This window comes from Streptococcus sanguinis, from assembly GCF_026781265.1.
Classification (GTDB): Bacteria; Bacillota; Bacilli; order Lactobacillales; family Streptococcaceae; genus Streptococcus; species Streptococcus sanguinis_T.
Genome location: NZ_JAKUVC010000003.1, coordinates 1 through 21882 on the forward strand (window position 1 = coordinate 1; position 21882 = coordinate 21882).

Annotated in this window: 20 protein-coding genes; 17 read left to right on the plus strand and 3 right to left on the minus strand. The window is 44.7% G+C overall.

Annotated elements, in window-relative coordinates:
• Nucleotides 1-118: 118 nt before the first annotated feature.
• The gene (locus tag MK370_RS05375) at nucleotides 119-406 is read right to left on the minus strand and encodes a hypothetical protein (protein WP_061602575.1); all 288 of its coding nucleotides are present in this window, start codon (nucleotides 404-406) and stop codon (nucleotides 119-121) included.
• Nucleotides 407-415: 9 nt separating this feature from the next.
• Entirely contained in the window at nucleotides 416-826 is a 411-nt protein-coding gene (locus MK370_RS05380; protein ID WP_002893566.1) for an HIT family protein, read from the minus strand.
• 68 nt (nucleotides 827-894) lie between these two features.
• Here MK370_RS05380 and MK370_RS05385 point away from each other — a divergent pair, with 68 nt between their 5' ends.
• The 15 genes from MK370_RS05385 (at nucleotide 895) to MK370_RS05455 (ending at nucleotide 14622) form a co-directional block, all read left to right on the plus strand.
• Nucleotides 895-1626, plus strand: a complete 732-nt coding sequence (locus tag MK370_RS05385; RefSeq protein ID WP_268684471.1) for an ABC transporter ATP-binding protein — start codon at nucleotides 895-897, stop codon at nucleotides 1624-1626.
• Entirely contained in the window at nucleotides 1623-2669 is a 1047-nt protein-coding gene (locus MK370_RS05390) for an ABC transporter permease (protein WP_268684472.1), read from the plus strand. Before MK370_RS05385 ends, MK370_RS05390 begins: the two co-directional genes overlap by 4 nt.
• 50 nt (nucleotides 2670-2719) lie before the next feature.
• Nucleotides 2720-3514: a cell cycle regulator CcrZ gene (gene ccrZ / locus MK370_RS05395; RefSeq protein ID WP_048773521.1), complete on the plus strand. Its 795-nt coding sequence runs from the start codon at nucleotides 2720-2722 to the stop codon at nucleotides 3512-3514.
• On the plus strand, nucleotides 3511-4149 hold the full coding sequence (gene trmB / locus MK370_RS05400) for a tRNA (guanosine(46)-N7)-methyltransferase TrmB (protein ID WP_268684473.1): 639 nt from the start codon (nucleotides 3511-3513) through the stop codon (nucleotides 4147-4149). Before ccrZ ends, trmB begins: the two co-directional genes overlap by 4 nt.
• A gap of 199 nt (nucleotides 4150-4348) precedes the next feature.
• Nucleotides 4349-4837 carry a ribosome maturation factor RimP gene (gene rimP / locus MK370_RS05405; RefSeq protein ID WP_326845081.1) on the plus strand — a complete coding sequence of 163 codons (489 nt, stop codon included), beginning with the start codon at nucleotides 4349-4351 and terminating at the stop codon, nucleotides 4835-4837.
• A 59-nt stretch (nucleotides 4838-4896) separates the two neighbouring features.
• On the plus strand, nucleotides 4897-6153 hold the full coding sequence (nusA, locus tag MK370_RS05410; RefSeq protein ID WP_268684519.1) for a transcription termination factor NusA: 1257 nt from the start codon (nucleotides 4897-4899) through the stop codon (nucleotides 6151-6153).
• Between the two features lie 10 nt (nucleotides 6154-6163).
• The gene (gene rnpM, locus MK370_RS05415) at nucleotides 6164-6460 is read left to right on the plus strand and encodes an RNase P modulator RnpM (RefSeq protein ID WP_002893558.1); all 297 of its coding nucleotides are present in this window, start codon (nucleotides 6164-6166) and stop codon (nucleotides 6458-6460) included.
• Nucleotides 6453-6749: a YlxQ-related RNA-binding protein gene (locus tag MK370_RS05420; RefSeq protein ID WP_002893557.1), complete on the plus strand. Its 297-nt coding sequence runs from the start codon at nucleotides 6453-6455 to the stop codon at nucleotides 6747-6749. Before rnpM ends, MK370_RS05420 begins: the two co-directional genes overlap by 8 nt.
• Before the next feature lie 19 nt (nucleotides 6750-6768).
• Entirely contained in the window at nucleotides 6769-9564 is a 2796-nt protein-coding gene (gene infB, locus MK370_RS05425; protein ID WP_268684475.1) for a translation initiation factor IF-2, read from the plus strand.
• A 176-nt stretch (nucleotides 9565-9740) separates the two neighbouring features.
• Nucleotides 9741-10091 carry a 30S ribosome-binding factor RbfA gene (gene rbfA, locus MK370_RS05430; RefSeq protein WP_268684476.1) on the plus strand — a complete coding sequence of 117 codons (351 nt, stop codon included), beginning with the start codon at nucleotides 9741-9743 and terminating at the stop codon, nucleotides 10089-10091.
• 240 nt (nucleotides 10092-10331) lie between these two features.
• On the plus strand, nucleotides 10332-11483 hold the full coding sequence (gene nagA, locus MK370_RS05435) for an N-acetylglucosamine-6-phosphate deacetylase (protein ID WP_268684477.1): 1152 nt from the start codon (nucleotides 10332-10334) through the stop codon (nucleotides 11481-11483).
• Between the two features lie 158 nt (nucleotides 11484-11641).
• On the plus strand, nucleotides 11642-11836 hold the full coding sequence (locus tag MK370_RS05440; RefSeq protein ID WP_002903311.1) for a hypothetical protein: 195 nt from the start codon (nucleotides 11642-11644) through the stop codon (nucleotides 11834-11836).
• Nucleotides 11837-11912: 76 nt separating this feature from the next.
• Entirely contained in the window at nucleotides 11913-12758 is an 846-nt protein-coding gene (locus tag MK370_RS05445; protein WP_268684478.1) for an aldo/keto reductase, read from the plus strand.
• Nucleotides 12759-13211 (plus strand): GNAT family N-acetyltransferase, encoded by a 453-nt coding sequence (locus MK370_RS05450; protein ID WP_268684479.1) that lies wholly within the window; start codon nucleotides 12759-12761, stop codon nucleotides 13209-13211. It abuts the gene before it with no gap.
• A 652-nt stretch (nucleotides 13212-13863) separates the two neighbouring features.
• Nucleotides 13864-14622 (plus strand): DUF6261 family protein, encoded by a 759-nt coding sequence (locus MK370_RS05455; RefSeq protein WP_268684480.1) that lies wholly within the window; start codon nucleotides 13864-13866, stop codon nucleotides 14620-14622.
• A gap of 391 nt (nucleotides 14623-15013) precedes the next feature.
• Here the strand turns inward: MK370_RS05455 and MK370_RS05460 are convergent, their stop codons facing one another.
• A complete protein-coding gene (locus MK370_RS05460; protein ID WP_268684481.1) occupies nucleotides 15014-15613 on the minus strand; it encodes a hypothetical protein in 600 nt (199 codons plus the stop codon).
• Between the two features lie 661 nt (nucleotides 15614-16274).
• On the opposite strand from MK370_RS05460, the gene MK370_RS05465 reads away from it, so the two are divergent.
• Nucleotides 16275-20795 (plus strand): S8 family serine peptidase, encoded by a 4521-nt coding sequence (locus MK370_RS05465; RefSeq protein ID WP_268684482.1) that lies wholly within the window; start codon nucleotides 16275-16277, stop codon nucleotides 20793-20795.
• Nucleotides 20796-21106: 311 nt separating this feature from the next.
• Entirely contained in the window at nucleotides 21107-21868 is a 762-nt protein-coding gene (locus tag MK370_RS05470) for an elongation factor Tu (protein WP_268684483.1), read from the plus strand.
• Nucleotides 21869-21882: the final 14 nt, after the last annotated feature.

A 21882-nucleotide genomic window follows, 5' to 3' on the forward strand; every position in this document is an offset into this window, starting at 1 on the left:
TTCTGTCTAACTTTTGGGGTGCAGTTCAAATGTCTCGGTCTCTTTTGGTTATGGCGGAAAGTCCTTGACGCAGTGGCTGATTGGAATTATTGTTACCCTATCAGACACCTTTTCTCTATCAAGACTCGTACTTTTCCCAGATGTCTTTGACTTGCTGGATTTGTACTTGAGCTTGATTTTCAAGGACTTTATATTTATAAGTAAGATCTTGGGCCATGTCTTTGACTTGCTCTTTTTGCTCTTGAATGATGGCAATATTTCGTTGGATATTGGCTAGACTGTCCTTTACTTTGTCTAGACTATCTGTTGTTTCAATGATTTCTTCTTGAATTTTTTGACGGTTTTCAACTAGCTTGTAGCTGGCTGCTGCGGCACCGATAAATAGGAAAATATTTGAAAGTTTCATATTCCCTCCTTAAGCTTGCGCAATCTTCTCAGCTAATTCGGCCAGAGCTGGAAAGTCTGGTTCGTGGGCTGCGAAAGTAATCTTGAGATCATCTGCATCACTGTAGCGTGGTGCTAAATGCACATGGGTATGAAAGACAGTCTGTCCAGCAATTTCTTCGTTGTTGTTGATAATATTCATACCAGCTGCGCCTGTGGCTTTCATCACCTTACGGGCAATGTCAGGTACGCGAGCGAAGAGCTGACTGGTGCTGTCTGCATCCATATCCAGCACATTTCGGAAATGCTCTTTAGGGACAACCAAGGTATGACCTGGTGTTACCTGGGAAATATCCAGAAAAGCAAGGACTTTCTCGTCTTCATAGACTTTAGAAGAAGGAATTTCTCCGGCAATAATTTTACAAAAAATACAATCAGCCATAAATGGTACCTCTATTCGCTAGATTTTGTTATAATATAAGAACCATTATACCAGAATTCGGAGAAAATATGTTAGAAATCAAAGAGCTTACGGGCGGCTATGTTAATAACCCGGTTTTAAAGGATGTCAGCTTTGAAGTGGGCAATGGCCAGCTGGTTGGTCTGATTGGTCTCAACGGCGCGGGTAAGTCCACTACTATCAATGAGATTATTGGTCTTCTGACGCCTTATAAGGGGCAGATTCAAATTGATGGACTGGAGCTGCGGACCAATCCCAGTGATTACCGCAAGAAGATCGGTTTTATTCCGGAAACGCCTAGTCTTTACGAAGAATTGACCCTGCGCGAGCACATTGAGACGGTAGCTATGGCATACGACATTGAGCAGGAGACAGCCTTTGAGCGCGTGGATAAGCTATTGGAAATGTTCCGGCTCAAGGAAAAACTGGATTGGTTCCCTGTTCACTTTTCAAAAGGGATGAAGCAAAAAGTGATGATTATCTGTGCTTTTGTAGTTGATCCCAGCCTTTTTATTGTGGATGAACCTTTTCTGGGTCTGGATCCGGTAGCTATTGCAGACCTTATCCAACTCTTAGATGAGGAAAAGAAGAAGGGCAAGTCGATACTGATGAGCACTCATGTTCTGGACTCTGCCGAGAAGATGTGCGATAGTTTTGTAATCTTGCACAAGGGTCAAGTACGGGCCAAGGGCAGCTTGACTGAGTTGCGTGCTCAATTTCAAATGCCGGATGCTAGTCTGAATGACATCTATCTAGCCCTGACAGAAGAGGCGGCGCTATGAAAGAATTATTTGCCAAACGAAAGCAGGATTTTCGTCAGCAGTGTCTGAAGTACCTGCGCTATGTTTTTAATGATCATTTCGTGCTCTTTCTGCTGATTTTTATGGGATTTTTAGGTGTTCAGTACAGTCAGCTTTTGCGGCATTTTCCGACCAATCACCTACCCATTATTGCTAGTCTGGCTATTCTGTCGGTCTTTATCCTGCCTTTTGGACGGATTGCGACCTATCTGGAAAAGCCGGATGCTCTCTTTCTCTTGGTCAGAGAAGCAGAAGTCAGAGCTTTTATCAAGGCTCAGATTCTACGTTCCTATCTCTTGTATGCAGTCTTACAGACTGTGCTATTGCTACTATTAGCTCCGCTTTTTCTGGCTCTGGGATTGTCTGTTTGGGGCTTCGGGCTCTACTGTCTCCTTATGCTAGTTTTGAAATGGTTTTTGTTTCAGGCTAAGGCCAAGAAGTTCTTTACTGAAAATGGTTTAGATTGGCAGGTTCTGGTGGCTTATGAAGCTGCTCGAAAGCAGACGATTCTGCGCTTCTTTGCTCTCTTTACCAATGTTAAAGGCATTTCAAACAGTGTCAAGCGCCGGGCCTATCTAGATGGTTTGACAAGGCTTGTGGGCAAGCAGCATAGCAAGACCTGGCAGAATCTCTTTTTGCGCTCTTACTTGCGAAATGGAGACTTCTTTGCTCTGACCTTAAGACTGCTCTTTTTGGATCTTTTGGCCTTGGTTTTTGTCAGCCAAGCTTGGATTGCTGCAGCTTTTGCGGTCTTGTTCAATTACCTCTTGCTCTTCCAGCTGACAGCCTTGTACGAAGCTTTTGATTATCAGTTTTTGACCCAGCTTTTTCCGATAGAAAGAGGGGAAAAGCTGAAGGGAGCAAGACAAATTATCACTTCGATTGGCAGCAGTGTTCTCTTGGCTGAAGTGCTGACTGCTCTGATCTTTTTCCAAGACAAGACAGCAGTGCTGGCCATGCTAGGAGCGACTGCCCTACTCTATCTGTTCTATCTGCCGTTTAAGTTACGTAGATTGGTTGACTAAAAGAGTTAAAATTAGTAAAATGATAAAGAAACTTTTTACGGAGGGGAAATATGGACTTGGTTGATAACGAGCTGACCCTGACACCGATAGCTGGTAAGAGCGGAAAGGCCTATATGGGGACTTATCCGGACGGGGGGCGCGTTTTCGTCAAGATGAATACAACCCCTATCTTAGCAGGCTTAGCTCGAGAACAAATCGCACCGCAGCTTTTGTGGAGCCGCCGGATGCCGGACGGCAACGTAATGAGTGGACAGGAGTGGCTTTCAGGCACTATTCTGACCCCAAATGATATGTCCAAAAAGCAGGTAATCAATATTTTGACTCGGCTGCATCGCTCGCGCCCGTTGATGACGCAGCTGACCAAGCTGGGCTATACACTGGAAACGCCAACTGATTTGCTAAATGCTTGGGTCAATCAAGTGCCGCTTGCTTTGAGGAATAATCAATATCTGCAATCAGTAATCCGCGACCTACGCCAGACTGTACCAGCTTTTCGTGAGGACTATGCGACCATCGTTCATGGAGATGTGCGCCACAGCAACTGGGTGGAGACCGACAGCGGGCTTATTTACTTGGTGGATTGGGATTCTGTTCGCCTGACAGACAGGATGATGGATGTAGCACATATTTTGAGCCATTATGTGCCTGATTCAGGTTGGCAAGAGTGGCTGAGCGCTTATGGCTATAAGTATAATCAGACTGTTTTCAATAAGCTATACTGGTTTGGTCAGTATTCTTATCTGATGCAGATTGCCAAATACTATGAAAATAATGATTTAGAAAATGTGAACCGGGAGATTTACGCATTACGAAACTTCCGTTCCAAATACGGAAGAGGACAATGAGAGTAAGGAATCGTAAGGGGGCGACGGAACTGCTAGAGGCGCATCCCCAGTATGTGATGTTAAATCCAGCAGACGCCAAGGGCAGATGGCAGGAGATTTTTGGCAACGACCATCCCATTCATGTAGAGGTTGGCAGTGGCAAAGGAGCTTTTGTGTCCGGCATGGCCAAGGCCAATCCTGAGATCAACTACATCGGGATTGATATCCAGAAATCGGTCCTCAGCTATGCCTTGGACAAGGTGCTAGCAACGGATGTGTCCAATATCAAACTTCTATGGGTGGACGGTTCGGATCTGACTGATTATTTTGAAGAGGGCGAGATTGACCGTCTCTATCTGAACTTCTCGGATCCTTGGCCAAAGAAACGTCATGAAAAGCGTCGTCTGACCTATCAGTCCTTTCTGTCAACCTATCAGCAGATTTTGCCGGAAAATGGAGAAATCCATTTCAAAACGGACAACCGCGGTCTTTTTGAGTATAGCCTAGTAAGCTTTTCACAGTATGGTATGAAGTTAAAGGGCGTGTGGTTGGATTTGCATGCCAGCGACTTCGAGGATAATGTCCTGACCGAGTATGAGCAGAAATTTGCTAACAAGGGACAAGTCATCTACCGGGTGGAAGCAGCGTTTGAATAAGAAAGAGTCTTCGAGGAAATATTCCTTGAAGACTCAATTATTAGGAAAGAATTCTACTTAAAAATAAGAGTATTTTAAGTTGCATTCTGTCTTTAAAAACTTGCATGGCACATTTCCCTTGCATTCTGGGACTTGTCGTGCTATAATACTAGTAATGAATAAGGAAAGAGAGGCGAGGAAGTATCTTCGCCTCTTATCTGTGAGGAGGTGTCGTCATATCGCAACGATTGTTGAATTGGTGAGGGAGGTTATTGAACCAGCCATTCTGCCCCCCTATGAATTAGTCGATATTGAGTACGGAAAGATGGGCGGGGACTACGTTCTCAGTGTCTTTGTAGATAAGCCCGAAGGTATTACGGTCAATGATACAGCGGATTTGACGGATATTATCAGTCCGCTCTTGGATCAAATCAAGCCAGATCCTTTCCCGGAACAGTATTTTCTGGAAGTGACCAGTCCAGGCTTGGAGCGTCCGCTCAAGACCAAGGAACAGCTAGCCGATGCAGTCGGCAGTTATATCCATGTCAGTCTCTATAAGGCTGTTGACAAGCAGAAAGTCTTTGAAGGCACCTTGCTGAGCTTTGAAGAGGATGTTCTGCAAATGGAATATCTGGACAAGACTCGCAGAAAAGAAGTCGAAATTCCCTACAGTCTGGTTTCCAAAGCCAGATTAGCCGTTAAGTTTTAGCCGCAGAAGCAATATAGAAAAGAAAGGAACACTTTTGTTTCGGCAAAAGTCACATGAAAATGAGTAAAGAAATGCTAGAGGCCTTCCGCATTTTGGAAGAAGACAAAGGAATCAAGAAAGAAGATATCATTGACGCAGTGACTGAGTCACTCCGCTCAGCCTATCGTCGTCGCTATGGTCAGGCAGACAGCGCAGCCATTGAGTTTGACGAAAAGTCAGGAGATTTCCGTGTCTATACTGTTCGCGAAGTCGTGGACGAGGTCTTTGACAGCCGTTTGGAAATCAGCCTCAAAGATGCCTTGGCTATCAGTTCAGCCTATGAATTAGGAGATAAGATCAAATTTGAAGAAGCGCCAGCTGAATTTGGCCGTGTCGCTGCTCAGTCAGCCAAGCAAACCATCATGGAAAAGATGCGCAAGCAGACCCGAGCAATCACTTACAATACCTACAAAGAACATGAAAATGAAATCATGTCAGGAACTGTGGAGCGCTTTGACAATCGCTTTATCTATGTCAATCTTGGCAGCATTGAAGCGCAGTTATCGAAACAAGACCAGATTCCTGGTGAGGTCTTTGCCTCTCATGACCGCATCGAAGTCTTTGTCTACAAAGTAGAAGACAATCCTCGCGGTGTCAATGTCTTTGTCAGCCGCAGCCATCCAGAAATGATCAAGCGTTTGATGGAGCAGGAAATCCCAGAAGTTTATGACGGAACTGTGGAAATCATGAGCGTGTCACGGGAAGCGGGCGATCGGACCAAGGTAGCCGTTCGCAGCCACAACCCTAATGTGGATGCCATCGGAACCATCGTCGGACGCGGTGGAGCCAATATCAAGAAAATTACTAGCAAGTTCCATCCTGCCAAATACGATCCCAAGAGCGGCCGTATGGTGCCGACTGAAGAAAATATCGACGTCATCGAGTGGGTCGCAGATCCAGCTGAATTTATCTATAATGCTATCGCTCCTGCAGAAGTTGACCAGGTTATCTTTAATCAAGAAGATAACAGGCGGGCCTTGGTTGTCGTACCGGACAGCAAGCTTTCTCTGGCTATCGGTCGTCGCGGACAGAACGTACGCTTAGCAGCTCATTTGACAGGCTTTAGAATTGATATCAAGTCTGCCACTGAGTTTGAAGAAATGGAAGCAGCCAATGAACTGGGCGGATTTGCTCAGGAAGCAGAAGAAATTCTTGCGGATGCAGCTATTCTAGAGACAGAAGTTTCAGCAGCAGAAGCAACTGACTTTGACGCAGCAGCAGAGGAAACTGTACTAGAAACAGCTGGTTTAGAAAGCGAAGCTGAAGAACTAGATTAAGGGGGCTGGAATGGCAAAAACAAGAAAAATCCCTTTAAGAAAATCAGTGGTGTCCAACGAAGTGATTGACAAGCGTGATTTGCTGCGGATTGTCAAGAACAAGGAAGGTCAAGTCTTTATCGATCCGACAGGCAAGGCCAACGGCCGTGGAGCCTATATCAAGTTGGATAATCAAGAAGCCCTTCAAGCTAAGAAGAAGCGGGTTTTTAACCGCAGCTTTAGTATGGAAGTGGACGAGGCTTTCTATGATGAGTTAATCGCTTATGTCGATCATAAGGTCAAAAGAAGAGAGTTAGGTCTTGAATAAAGAGAAACTTGCAAATTTGCTGGGACTGGCTCAGCGGGCTGGCCGCATCATTTCTGGTGAGGAGCTGACCGTCAAGGCTATTCAGGAGGGAAAAGCACATTTGGTCTTTTTGGCCCAGGATGCAGCTCCTAATCTCAGCAAGAAAATCACTGATAAAAGTCGTTACTACCAAGTAGAAGTATCAACCGTGTTTTCAACACTGGAATTAAGCTCTGCCATTGGCAAGGCCAGAAAAGTGCTCGCCGTGACAGATGCTGGTTTTACAAAGAAAATGAGGTCTCTTATGTAATAGAAGAGGAGGACAAGATTTGTCTAAAGTAAGATTGTATGAAATCGCCAAAGAACTGGGAAAAGAAAGCAAGGAGGTAGTGGCTCGTGCGAAGGAGCTGGGACTAGATGTCAAAAGTCATTCATCCAGCGTAGAAGCTGACGCTGGTGAGCGAATCAAATCCAGCTTCAAGAAAGCAGCCGCACCTCAAGCTCCTGAAGAAAAGCCTGCAGCAGCTCAGCCATCACCGAAAAAAACTCCTGCCAAAGAGGAGGCGGCACCAGTCAAGGCAGAACAGACAGAAGCAAAAGCAGCTGCTAAGCCAGAAGCGAAAGCAGAAACGGTAGCGCCTGTCAAGCGCCCGCAAAGCCGGAACTTTAAGGCAGAGCGTGAAGCGAGAGCCAAAGAAGAGGCAGAGCGTCGGAAGCAGCAAGGCAACCGCAAACCACAAAACAAAGAGCAAGGCAAGCGTGAGGACCGCGATAATCGAAATAAGAATCGCGGAAACCGCAACGACCGAGATAGGGGCAATCGTCCAAATGACCGTCGCGATAATCGTGGTCAAGATGGCCGCCGCAATGGTCAGAATCGTCAAGGATTTAACGGTCAAAACCGCCAACAGCCTCAAGGTCCGAAGATTGACTTTAAGGCACGGGCAGCAGCTTTGAAAGCAGAGCAGAATGCTGAATACGCTCGCTCAAGCGAGGACCGCTTTAAGCAAGCTCAGGAAGCAAAAGAAGTGTTGGAACGGCAAAACCGCCGCAAGGAGCAGCCTAAGGCAGAAGCAAGTGCACCAGTTCAGCCTGCACCGGCCCCATCTGCTCCAGCAGCGAATCCAAGCGCAGCGCCAGCCGCTGTGAATACGCGTCGTAAGAAGCAAGCTCGACCAGATAAGAAGCGCGATGATTTTGATCGCGAAGAAGAAGGTCCAAGAAAACAACAAAAGAATCGAAGCAGTCAAAATCAAGTGAGAAATCAAAGAAATAGTAATTGGAATAAAAACAAGAAAAATAAAAAAGGAAAGGGCAACAATAATCAGGCACCAAAACCTGTTACAGAACGTAAGTTCCATGAGTTGCCAACTGAATTTGAATATACAGACGGAATGACCGTTGCAGAAATTGCAAAACGCATCAAGCGCGAGCCAGCTGAAATTGTCAAGAAACTCTTTATGATGGGCGTCATGGCAACGCAAAACCAATCTCTTGACGGCGACACTATTGAGCTCCTCTTGGTGGACTACGGTATCGAAGCTAAGAAGAAGGTGGAAGTTGACACAGCTGACATTGAGCGCTTCTTCGTAGAAGAAGGTTATATCAACCAAGATGCCTTGGTAGAGCGTCCGCCAGTTGTCACCATCATGGGACACGTTGACCATGGTAAAACAACCCTCTTGGATACCCTGCGTAACTCTCGCGTAGCAACAGGTGAAGCAGGTGGTATTACTCAGCACATCGGTGCTTACCAGATCGAGGAAAGCGGCAAGAAGATTACTTTCTTGGATACGCCTGGACACGCGGCCTTTACTTCTATGCGGGCCCGTGGTGCCTCTGTTACGGATATCACTATCCTGGTCGTAGCGGCTGATGACGGTGTTATGCCGCAAACGATTGAAGCTATCAACCACTCCAAGGCGGCTGATGTCCCAATCATCGTAGCCATCAACAAGATTGATAAGCCGGGAGCGAATCCTGAGCGCGTGATTGGTGAATTGGCTGAGCATGGTGTCATGTCAACAGCTTGGGGCGGAGATTCTGAATTTGTTGAAATCTCAGCGAAATTCAATCAAAATATTGACAGCTTGTTGGAAACAGTCCTCTTGGTGGCAGAAATCCAAGAACTCAAGGCAGATCCGACTGTTCGAGCGATTGGTACAGTTATCGAAGCCCGTTTGGATAAAGGAAAAGGTGCGGTTGCAACCTTGCTTGTTCAGCAGGGAACTCTGAATGTGCAGGATCCAATCGTTGTTGGTAATACCTTCGGTCGGGTTCGGGCTATGACCAACGACTTGGGCCGTCGCGTGAAGGTGGCTGGACCATCTACACCGGTTTCCATCACTGGTCTCAATGAAACTCCGATGGCTGGTGACCACTTTGCGGTTTATGAAGATGAAAAAGCTGCGCGTGCAGCCGGTGAAGAACGTGCTAAACGTGCCCTTCTCAAACAGCGTCAAGCTACTCACCGCGTCAGTCTGGAAAATCTCTTTGATACCCTCAAAGCTGGTGAAGTCAAGTCTGTCAATGTTATCATCAAGGCTGATGTGCAAGGTTCAGTAGAAGCCCTGTCTGCTTCCCTGCAAAAGATTGAAGTGGAAGGCGTTAAGATTACCATCGTCCACTCAGCGGTTGGTGCTATCAATGAATCTGACGTAACACTGGCAGAAGCTTCAAATGCTTTCATCATCGGATTTAACGTGCGTCCTACATCTCAAGCTCGCCAGCAGGCAGAAGCTGATGATGTCGAAATCCGTCTCCATAGCATTATCTACAAGGTTATCGAGGAAATGGAAGATGCCATGAAGGGAATGCTGGACCCAGAATACGAAGAAAAAATCATCGGGGAAGCTCTTATCCGCGAGACCTTCAAGGTTTCCAAGGTTGGTACTATCGGTGGATTTATGGTTATCAACGGTAAAGTTACCCGTGATTCCAAGGTTCGCGTTATCCGTGATGGCGTCGTGATTTACGATGGGGATCTTGCCAGCCTCAAGCACTTCAAAGATGATGTTAAGGAAGTTACTAATGGCCGCGAAGGTGGACTCATGATTAATGGCTACAACGACATCCAAGTAGATGACACGATTGAAGCCTACATCATGGAAGAAATTAAGAAATAAAATAAGAAGTCCGTTAAAAACTCGCAGTGAAAGTCGTATTTGGTGGAAGTCTGTACTTCTAATCCCACGTTTTTTTCACAAAGAGTTTAGATCAAATTTTATTCATTAAAACTAAAATATAAGCTAGGCCTAGCCTAGCTTATATTGCAAAAGAGAAAAATTAGAAAGGAAATCTCATGGCAAATAATTTTCGTATAGACCGTGTAGGCATGGAAATCAAGCGCGAAGTCAATGAAATCTTGCAGAAGAAAGTTCGTGACCCGAGGGTGCAGGGAGTGACCATCACTGATGTCCAAATGCTGGGCGACCTATCCATGGCCAAGGTCTACTATACGATTATGAGCAATCTGGCCTCTGATAATCAAAAAGCTCAGACCGGTCTGGAAAAAGCGACCGGTACCATCAAGCGAGAGCTGGGTCGAAATCTGAAAATGTACAAGATTCCAGATTTGACCTTTGTCAAGGACGAATCCATCGAGTATGGCAATAAAATCGACCAGATGCTGCGCGATTTAGATAAAAAGTAAAGCAGAAACTCAGCTGTTATGGCTGGGTTTTCTTATTTTTTAATTTAATATAACAATTTTTTGCAAAAATAGGTATATACCATTTACAAATAAAAAATAAAGAGTTATAATATAGTCAAGAAAACTCAGAGATTCAAAAGCGGGGGGTAGAAAGCAGCTTTAGAAAGATGCTAGCTCTATCACAGAATTCCGCTTTGAATGGCAGAGAATACAGAAGTCAAGAAAAAGGGAGGCAGTCTTATGCCTACATATATCAAAGCAGATCAATTTTTCTATCCTCAGGGAATCCGTCAGGGCGGTTATTTAGAACTGATTGACGGCAAGTTTGGCAAGCTGGTGCAGTCTGTTCCGCAGGATGCAGAAGTCATAGACTACAGCGGCTACTCGATTGCACCAGGTCTGGTGGACACTCATATTCACGGCTTTGGCGGTGTTGATGTGATGGACAACAATATCGAAGGAACTCTTCATACCATGAGTGAGGGTCTCTTGACTACCGGTGTGACCAGCTTTTTACCAACAACCCTGACCTCATCCTATGAGCGGCTCTTAGCAGTAACTGAAAATATCGGTGCTCGCTATCAAGAAGCCAGTGGGGCCAAGATTCGCGGTCTCTATTTTGAAGGGCCTTATTTCACCGAGAAGTATAAAGGCGCCCAAAACCCTGCCTATATGAAAGATCCTAGCATGGATGAGTTTCGTGTTTGGCAGAAGGCCGCAAATGGCTTGCTCAATAAGATTGCTCTCGCGCCAGAGCGTGATGGCGTGGAGGAGTTTGTCCGCACGCTGACTGATGAAGGCGTGACCGTTGCTTTGGGGCATTCTAACGCAACCTATGATGAAGCCAAAACTGCGGTTGAAGCAGGTGCCAGTGTCTGGGTGCATGCATACAATGGTATGCGGGGCTTGACCCACCGGGAGCTGGGCATGGTTGGTGCCATGTACGAGCTGCCCCACACCTATGCGGAACTGATTTGTGACGGCCACCATGTTGACCCTAAGGCCTGTGATATCTTGCTTAAGCAGAAGGGACATGAAAATATTGCCCTCATTACTGACTGTATGACCGCAGGAGGTCTTGAAGATGGTGACTACATGCTGGGAGAATTTCCAGTGGTTGTGGCGGAAGGAACTGCTCGGCTTAAGTCAACGGGCAATCTAGCGGGCTCCATTCTCAAGCTCAAGGACGGATTGAAAAATGTGGTCAAATGGGGCATTGCCAATCCTCATCAGGCGGTTATGATGGCTAGCCTGATTCCGGCAAAATCCGTCCATATTGATGATGTCTGCGGACAGATTAAGGAAGGCTACGATGCTGACTTTATCGTTTTAGATAAAGATTTAGAGCTGGTAGCTACTTATCTTGATGGTAAAGAACGATTCCATGTATGAGAACCGCAGGTGTTTTAAATTAGTCTCCTTATATTTTTCAGAAAGAGCAGGGCAACCTGTTCTTTTTGATTGACAAGCTACTTGATAGCCTTCTCCTAGATTTGAATTGCTTTCTTAGGCGTGATATAATGAGACTATAATGTGAACAGGAGTAGGCTATGAAACGAATTGATGCGAAATTTTTGATAATGGGACTTGTTTTACTGCTGGCGGGACTGATCTTTGGACGAATCTTGATCCTTGTCGCAGGAGTAGCTTTCATTATCTATAGCTTTTTCAGCAAAGGGATGGAACCGACCAAGGAAAATATCTTCAAACCCAAGCCAATACTGAAGAAAAAGGAAAAGAAGTGAGCAGTTCTGCTCTTGTGAACACTGTAGCAGCTGCCTTACTGAAGGCAGTAGATGGAACTTGTAAAGGAGACATGAGATGAGAGAATATCTTTTGAACAATGGTGTTGGCATTCCGGTGCTGGGCTTCGGTACTTGGAAGGCTCAGGATGGCGAAGAAGCCTATCAAGCAACATTAGCCGCTCTCAAGGCAGGCTATCGGCACATTGATACGGCAGCTATCTATAAGAACGAAGAGAGTGTCGGACGGGCAATCAAGGACAGCGGAATTCCGCGGGAGGAGCTCTTCATCACGACTAAGCTTTGGAATGAGATTCATACTTATGAGGAGGCTCAAGAGGCCTTTGCGGCCTCAATGGAGCGGTTGGGACTGGACTATCTGGACCTCTACCTCATTCACTGGCCGAATCCCAAACCCCTGAGGGAAAACGATGCTTGGAAAAAGCGCAATGCCGAAGTCTGGCGGGCTATGGAAGACCTTTATAATCTCGGAAGGATTCGAGCGATTGGCGTCAGCAATTTCCTGCCTCATCACTTAGAAGCCTTGCTTGAAACAGCGCGCATGACTCCTGCTGTCAATCAAATCCGCCTGGCTCCAGGTGTCTATCAGACAGAGGCGGTGAACTTCTGCCGTGAGCATGAGATTTTACTGGAAGCTTGGGGACCATTTGGCCAAGGAGAGCTCTTCCAAAATCCAGCTGTACAGGCTGTGGCAGACAAGTATGGCAAGACTATTGCCCAAGTCGCTCTAGCTTGGAGCTTGCAGGAAGGATTCCTGCCCCTGCCTAAGTCGGTCACTCCGAGCCGGATTGCCAGCAATCTAGACTGCTTTGACATTGAGCTAGATGCTGCGGACTTGGAAGTGCTCAAAAATGTCAGCGGTTTGGCCGGTGGCGCACCAAATCCGGATGGGATGGATTTTTAGATGCAAATCCGATTCTATAGAAGCTCAGATAGAGAAGCCTTGCAGTCTTACCATTTAACCGACTTGAGATTTACCAGCCATCCTAGCCAGGCTGTCGTTGACTTGGAAAATCGCTATGCTATCTTGGGTCTTGAAGAAGATCAAATCGTAACCTTTCTGATCTTGGATGCTGGAGAAAAGAAGTTTACTTATGGCGGTCAGCCAGAGAGCATGCTCCTTCGAAGCTTTTCAACGGATGAAGACTTTCGGATGCGAGGGTACGGTAGTCAGACGCTGAAGCTCTTGCCTGATTTCATAAAAGAGTATTTGCCCATGTATAAAAGCATTATCCTAGGCGTCAATGAGAGAAATCAAGTCGCTTCCTATCTCTACCGAGAGAACGGTTTTAGCAAACAGCCCCAGCGCATATTAGGACCAGCCGGCTGGCAGGAAGTGTATGAATTAAAAATATAAAAGCATCCCCAGTTTAAAAAGAGCTGGGGATTTTTATCTCTACCACCAGAAGAAACTATAAAACAAGGTGCTGCTCTGCTATAATAAGATGTGTAAAATGAGACCAATATCCAACGAAATACTAAGATAGGGGAATTAGATGAAGAAGACCCAAGAATTGGAAATTACACCCAACTGATTGAAAAAGGTATCGAGCCCTTGAGAGTGGGGAGATAAAGCTGAAAGGTAGTTATCAAAACTTCGAAGAGTAAAGTTTGGCTAAATATCCAATCAGTCTAAAAGCTGAACACGAGTGTTTACTAAATCCATTTAGATAATCTAGGCTTTGAATAGTCCTGTTTGTGAAAAAATACGCGCTTTCTATCTGTCGTATGATATGGTTTACTAAAATTTACGAGTATTCTAAAGGTCGAATACCAGCGTTTGTTAAAATTTCAAAGTATTCTAAACGTGAAATGCTCTGATAATACATTTTTAAAGAGAAATAATCCCCATCCGAAGTTAAAGAAATCATCGGGTGGGGATATTTTATGTCTTTGATTTTGAAAAAGTGTTATTTCAGGGATAAAAAATGACATTTCAGGGCAGTCTTGCAAAAGATTTATTGCCACGTGCTATACTTAGTTCATCAAATTATTGGAGAAGTTTTATTATGACTACTAACTACACCATTCGTCCCCTGACCTATAGCAACTTTACTCACCGTGAGTTTGAAAGTTTGATGACAGATTCTCGACAAATCATCGCGGACTTTGTCAAGGCCAATAAGAACGAAGATATGTATGGTACGCACTTGGAGCCCTTTGCGAGCAAGCTAGAAGAGTTCCAGAAACAGCTAGCCAGCGTGGAAAAGAAACAGACTACAAGTCTGGCAGAAGTAGATAAGGAGCGGGACAGCGCTCTGGTCGGACTTTTTACCCTGCATAGGGGATTTGCCAAGATAAAGGAAGCAAAGTTCAAAGAAGCCCATGAGACATTGGCTCCAGTCCTAACCAAGTACAAGGATATCACCAAGCATAATAACGATGTCGCCACTGCTGAGATTAAGAGCCTCCTCAAAACCCTCAAGGAAGAGGCCTACAATGCAGCAGTGACTACGCTGGGACTCTCACCAGTGATTAGCGCAGTGACGACTGCACAGGAAGACTATGATAAGGCCGAAGCCCTAGCGCGTGCAGCCAAGTCCAGCAAGGAAGTCTGTAAGACTAAGCAGCTGCGCACAGAAATCTCCCGCACTTATGACCTCTTTATGCGCTATACCGCAGCCTCCGCAGAAGCCTATCCAGAGAAAGTCCACTTTGCTAAACTCCTGAAGGATCTCAACACTATCCGAGACAGCAAGCGCCGCCTGGTCAGTCCAAATAAGAAAACAAACCGGAACAAGCACCGGAAGCAGCAGGATAAAGAATAATCCCTTAGAATTGTAAGTTCTAGGGGATTTTTGGTGTTTTTGTGGTATCATTTTAGTAAATTTAAGAGCCTTTTGAAAGAGAGAAAGTAAGTGGAGATTACTTTTATTTTATAGAATTCAATATGATGTTTGATGCAATTTCAGAGAAAAATTCTAATGAAAATGTGCTTATTTTAGATGCTGTATCTATAGTTTCTCTCAAAATTTTAGGAGTTCTAATTTTCTCTAAAAATTCATGGCCATCTTATGTAATTCTTCAATATCTAATAAGATTTCACGGGCGATTTCAGGATTAAATTTCATTTTCTCCAATTTATTTAAGGTTTACATATAATTTGAGGAATTATATTCATTTCTTGACAGGTAGAAATAAAAGAAGATAGTAGCCAAATTATTTGTTGAATTTGGGTATCAGTTGTTTGCCATTTCGATAGTTTAATTTAGATGTTGATGGAGATTGAGAAAATACAACCCCATCTTGGAGAACTCTAAAACCTTTTAGAACATGTTTAGATGAATAAATTGGTCGAAAGTTTTCTTGGAGATTTTGTCCCTCAATAGTCCTGTTTCTAATTCCTGACATTATAGAAGAGTTTGAAAGAGTAATTTTCTCAAATTCAGCTGTATCTTTAGTGAAATATTTTGTAAATTCTTCAAAAAGAAGCTCAGTGCCTATTATTTTTATTATTTCCTTATTAAGAGAACAAAATTTAGAATTTATTAAGATATATCCTTTATATAAAACAACAGTGCAATAACCATATTTAGTCTCCCATAAATCAGAGTCGACAATAAATGAAGGTTGGGATTGAATTTTAAATATTTTGGAGTAATAAGAATATTCGGAAACTATTTTTTCATTTTTAGACGTATAGTTACCACTTCTTTTGTGGCAAGCATTATGGAAAAATTCTTTCCAATCCTTTTTAGAAATATTTTCTTTTGCTCTAATGATTTTGACAGTAGAAGGTAGTTGTAATTGTAGTTCCATTTTAGTCCTTTCAAGATGTATAGTTGATATAGTTAAAAATTTTATGATTTAGCTCCATTTTATTTTATACTATCACATACAAGTAAATAAAACAATAAGTTGAGCTTTATTTGTTTGTTGAAAAAAGAATTGGTGACAGGTATCAACCTAAATAATTAGGTTGAATAACTAAAAGAGAATCTATCATTTAAGAAGCAACTCAAATCTCCCGGGTGCTTTATCAGCCTCTCTGGAACTCGGCGTATGTGCTCCGCCAACAGAGATTATCGCCAATATCAATTGTACCGATAGTGCGATTGCCAGCAAAACAGCTGAACTTGTAAACATGCTGGGCCAGCTCAGAGGCACAACGCTTGAAGCTCAGGAAGAACTAGAGAAGTTTTTGGCTGAATTTGAGAAATAATATCTAAAGAAATATCCTATCACAAACCAATCAAACTGGTACATTCTGCGCTAGTTCTGATTGGTTTTTCTTATTTCCGGATTTTAAGATGTATTTATTCTATATTTCAAATAAATAGATGCTTGAAACTTTATCATATAGATGTTCTTGGCTAGAACATTCGTCATTATTACGTTTTTGTTACATTTGTTATAAGTGTATGAATTGTCAGAAAATTTTTATTATAATATGGTTTATAAATAAAGTAAGGAGACTTCTATGCAAAGACAACGTTTTTCACTCCGTAAATACAAGTTCGGTTTGGCTTCTGTTCTGTTGGGAACCGCTCTGGTTTTTGGTGCTGGACAGGCTCAGGCAGATGAGCAGGCGACAGCTAGTTCGTCAGGGCAAGGTCAGCCGACTGCCGCTGTGGCATCAGCGACTGAGCCTGCTTCTCAAGCAGCTACACCTGAGAGTCAGCCGGTAAGTCCAGCCCCTGTGAAGAAAGCAGCACCAGCTTCTTCTGAATCGGCTGCTTCAAGTACAGATCAGGCTAGCCAGCCTTCTACGGCAGAGGCTAAGGAAGCAGCTGCAGCTCCTGTAGAAAAAGGAGCGACTTCTTCGTCAGAAGAGGCTTCTTCAAGTGCTGAGAAGGTAACTCAACCATCTACTACAGAGTCCAAGCCGACAACTCCAGCTAGTCCGACTGTAGAGTCTCCGGCAGCCGCAGACTCAGACAAGCCTGCTGCTAATCCTGATGCAACAGCAGAGCCTGCCGCTTCTCAAGGTGCTAAGCCAAGCAGCATCAGTACCAATGAGATTATCAAGGTCCCTCAGACCTGGTCACAGGGTTATAAAGGTCAAGGCCGTGTGATAGCCATTATCGACTCAGGTCTGGATGTCCATCATGAGGTTCTGAAGATCTCTGACCCGTCAAAGGCCAAGTATCAGACAGAGGCAGCTCTGGAAGAGGCTAAGAAAAAGGCCGGTATTGACTACGGGAAGTGGTACAACAGCAAAGTTGTCTATGCCTATAACTATATCGACGGTGATGACAATATCAAGGAAAAGAACAGTTACTCACATGGTATGCACGTAACAGGGATTACAGCGGGAAATCCCAACAAGAAAGCTCCTAATGATGAGTATGTCTATGGTGTTGCGCCAGAAGCACAAGTTATGTTTATGCGGGTATTCTCAGACCGTCAGCGCACAACAAGCGACGCTATCTATATCAAAGCTATTGATGATGCAGTAGCTTTGGGAGCTGATACTATCAATATGAGTCTAGGTTCAGCAACAGGTTCAACGGTTGATGTCAGCCCTAGTCTGCAGGCCGCTATTGAGCGCGCTCGGGCCAAGGGGGTGAGTGTGATCATTGCAGCGGGTAATGACAACACCTTCGGAAGTGAATACTCTAAACCGCTGGTTGAAAATCCAGACTATGGTCTAGTTGGCAGTCCTTCAACAGTAGAAAGCTCTATCTCAGTCGCTTCTGTCAATAATACTGTCCTGACAGAGGAAGTCATGGAAGTGCGTGGTCTGGAAAAGAACGATAAGCTTTTGAACGGTCATTTCAGCTACTCCATGGGTGAGACAAATGCAACCTTTGAAAAGGGCAAAGAATATGAGTATGTCCATGTTGGTCTTGGCCGTGAAGAGGACTTTGCTGGTAAGGATCTGACAGGGAAGCTGGCTCTTATCCAGCGTGGTTCCTTTACCTTTGCTGAAAAAGTTAGAAATGCCATTAGCCATGGTGCTGTTGGTGCTCTGATCTACAATAATGTCGACGGAGCTAACCTAACGATGAGCCTAGACAGTGAATCTAAAAAGGTTCCATCAGCCTTTATCAGTAAGGAATATGGAGAGGCATTGGCAGCCGGTAATTACAAGGTGGTCTTTAATGGTCTTAAGGTCAATCGGCCGCATCCAGGAGCTGGTAGTCTGTCTGACTTCTCTAGTTGGGGTGTAACGACAGATGGCTTGCTCAAGCCAGATGTGACAGCACCAGGTGGCGATATTTACTCTTCACTTAATGACAATACCTATGGCTCTATGAAGGGAACCAGTATGGCTACCCCTCATGTGGCTGGTGTAGCGGCTCTGGTCAAGGAATATCTCCTTCAGCACTATCCAGACCTGACACCTGCCCAGAATGCCGATTTGGTCAAAGCCCTCATCATGTCAACAGCCAAGCTACACGTCAACAAGGAAACAGGTGCCTATACCTCTCCGCGTCAGCAGGGAGCTGGTATCGTAGATACGGCAGCGGCTATTTCTACGGGCCTCTATGTGACAGGGGATAACCAATATCCTAGCGTTTCCTTGGGCAATGTCCAAGACAGTTTCACCTTTGACGTTACGGTTCATAATATCACGGATAAGGACCGGACGCTGAAGATGATTGTCAATACCAATACGGATACGGTCAAGGATGGATACTTTACTCTGACACCGCGCAAATTGACTGAAACTGTCTGGCCAGAAGTCACCGTCAAGGCTCACAGCAGCCAAAAAGTGACGGTCAAGGTAAATACTGCTAAGTTTGCGGAAGAGTTGATCAAGCAGATGCCGAACGGCTATTTCTTAGAAGGCTTTGTCCGTTTTGTCGATCCAGCGGATGACGGCGATGTGGTTAGTCTGCCATTCATGGGCTTCCGTGGGCAATTCCAAGATCTGCCAGCGGTAGAAAGACCAATCTATGATCTGGTCCAAGAAGGCAAGTCAGGCTTCTATTACCCAGTGCCAGAGGACAAGAGTATCCTATCTGATGACAATGTATCTTCCCTTGTGACAGAGTCAAATGATACACTCTACTCTACCGGTCGAACAGCTGCTCGTAGCTCAATTGTACTGGGAACTGCAGAAAATGCGGATGGTAAGCATGTGCTGCAGCTGGGAGCGGATGGCAAGATTCGTCTGGCCTTCTCACCTAATGGTGATGGCAATCAGGACAGCATCCAGTATCGGACAGTTCTCTATCGCAATATCAATAATCTGACGGCTAGTGTTTATACGGCAGATGATAAGGACTATCGCTTCCCAATCTGGCAGAGCAGCACGATTAGAGAAGGCCGCAAGAACTATTATAGTGGTCAGTCAGACAATCCTAAGTCCTACCTACTAGAAGATACATACTGGGATGGTCGTGATAGCAAGGGTGAGAAGCTGGAAGATGGCCTCTATACCTATGTGGTTCGCTATACGCCAGATGTACCAGGTGCAAAAGGGCAGCAGATTAGCTTTAACCTGCAGATTGATAATCAGAAGCCTTTGATTAGCTCAGGCTATATCAGTACCAAGGATGGTGCGGAAACCTTTACGGCTCGTAAGCCAAAAGATGTTGGCAACGGCGGTATTTTGAGAGAACAGGTCTTCTATCTGCAAGCAGATGAAAAAGGGAAAGAGACCTATAAAGCAGTGGATGATTTTGGCATTGAGCGTGATTACGAGCGTCGGGTTTACATCTCAGCCAATGCGGATGGCAGCTACACCTTGCCAAAAGGAGTGGACAAGTCTAAGATCTTCTATGTGGTAGAGGACTATGCGGGTAACCGTGATTCCATAGCTTTGTCAGAGCTAGTCAGTGCTGAAAATGATGGGCGTATCCGTGTCGCTCTGGTGGATGCTAATACGCATCAAGATGTGCATTCGACCTTTGTCTATCGGATCAAGGACAGCAAGGGCAAGTATGTCGAACTGGACAAGGGCAAGAAAATCAATGCTCTGCCGTTTGGACGCTACACAGCTGAGATCTTTACTTATGATAAGGATGAGCTTCGTTTCTACAGCGCTCTGACTCAGGAGTTTGAGCTGACAGCCCAAGATAGCTTTAAGACGATTGAGTTTCTGGTCAAGAAGCTGGTCTTTGCACCGGTCAGCGTTGCCTTTGATCAAGCTGTTCCGAAGAATACCCAAGTGGTTCTCAAGAATAATAATGGCGATGCTTATACGCTTCCAGCAGAACTGTTTGGCAAGCATGCCTTTGGAAGATCCGTAGCAGCTGGATTCTACTCTGTCTTTGTCAACCTACCGACTGGCTATGAGCTCTGGGAAAATGAGCCGACTGTTGAGGTCAAAGAGGGCAAGAATAACCTACTCAAGCTAGGAGTTATCGTCAAGTCAGGCTTGCTGGCAGCTGTTAATCAGCAGTCTAATCTGGTCGGCACTGCTCAGTATTACAATGCTTCTGCAGCGAAGCGCACGGCCTACGACCAAGCATATCAAGCAGCTAAGGAAGCTTTGACAATCAAACTGACCCAAGCGCAAGTTGATGCCGTAAGAGCAAAACTAGAAACAGCTTTGGCTGATCTAGACGGCAAGGACTCTGATATTGCTGCGGTTAAGGCGGCTGTGGAAGCTTATGCAGCTACTACTAAGACAGGGGTTTATGCTAATGCCAAGGATAGGGCTCGCCGCGCTTATGACAAGTCCTTCCAAGCAGTAGCTCTGCTCTTGGTGCAGGACAAGGTTACCCAAGAGCAAATTGATACTGCGATCGCTCAGCTGACTACAGCAGAGAAGAAGCTGGATGGCAAGGCGACTAACTTTACCAATCTCAAGAAGCTAGTTGATGATGAGGTGCATTACCAAGCCATCAGCAATAAGTTTATCTATGCGACTGACGCGGTGAAGGCGGCTTATCTAGAGGCCTATGCTGAGGCAAAGGCAGTCTTGGCGGATTCAGGTGCCAGCCAGGAAGATGTCAAAGCAGCCATTGCCAACCTCAGAGAGGCAAAAAGAAAACTCGATGGCAGAAAGCCAAGAGTAGTTAAACCGAAAAAACCTAAACAAGTCTAATTGGTTTAAATCAGTTAAAATCCCTTAAGTTGAAACTTGAGGGATTTTTTGATAAGTATTTTACATTAGCCTTATTTTCTGCTATAATCTTTTTTAGAAAGAATTCTCATTGTCTACTTTTTAGCGAGTTCGGGATAGTGTGAGCCGGATAGGGAAGCAGTGCAGATGGCGCTTTCGGATATAATTTCAAAAGTAATGAAGTAATAAATTAGGGTGGAACCGCGTCTTGACGCCCCTAGGTGAAATAGCCTAGGACTGTCGGATGTGGTTCTTTTGCGTACTGAGCCTATTGTTCGAAAGAAAGGAGATTCGTGGAGAACTTTTATCTTGTAAAAGACGAGAACCAATTAGCAGCTTTTCGAGGTTTCGTCGCAAAGAATTCCGCAAAGTTGCAGGATTATCTGGCTTTTTTAAAAGACGAGTTTGCGGTTTATGACTTGCCGCAAACCATCATTTGGTCCGATTTTGATTCTGCTACGCAGATCATTCGTGAAATTCCTGTGCCGGCTTATACAAATGATAAGCGGATGGTTATGACTCCCGAATTGACGGTTTGGAAAGATTTATATCTTCTTCAGTTGGAGAATTACGAGTCCTCTCACCAAACTCGAGCAATAGCAAACCACTATCAGTCTTTGTCTGAAAATTCTCTCTTGCAGATTGTGGGCCATGAGTTAGCTCATTGGTCGGAGCATTTTTTAGATGACTTTGATGGATACGGTGCCTATATCTGGTTTGAAGAAGGTATAGCTGAGTATATTAGCCGCAAGTATTTCTTTGCAGATGAAGAATTTCGAGTGGAAAAAGCTTGTAATCAGTCTCTCGTTGAGCTTTTTCAGAAAAAGCACGGTTGGCATTCATTGAATGATTTCGGCACTTCGACTTATCAAGGGAATTATGCTAGTATTTTTTACGAATACTGGCGCAGTTTTTTGACAGTTGACAAGCTAGTAGAAAATCTAGGCAGTGTGCAAGCGGTCTTTGATTCTTATCATCGGTGGGCAAATACAGATAAAACACTTCCCTTGTTGGATTGGTTCATAGAACAGAAAATAATAGACAAAGAGATATAAACAAACAAAAGGAG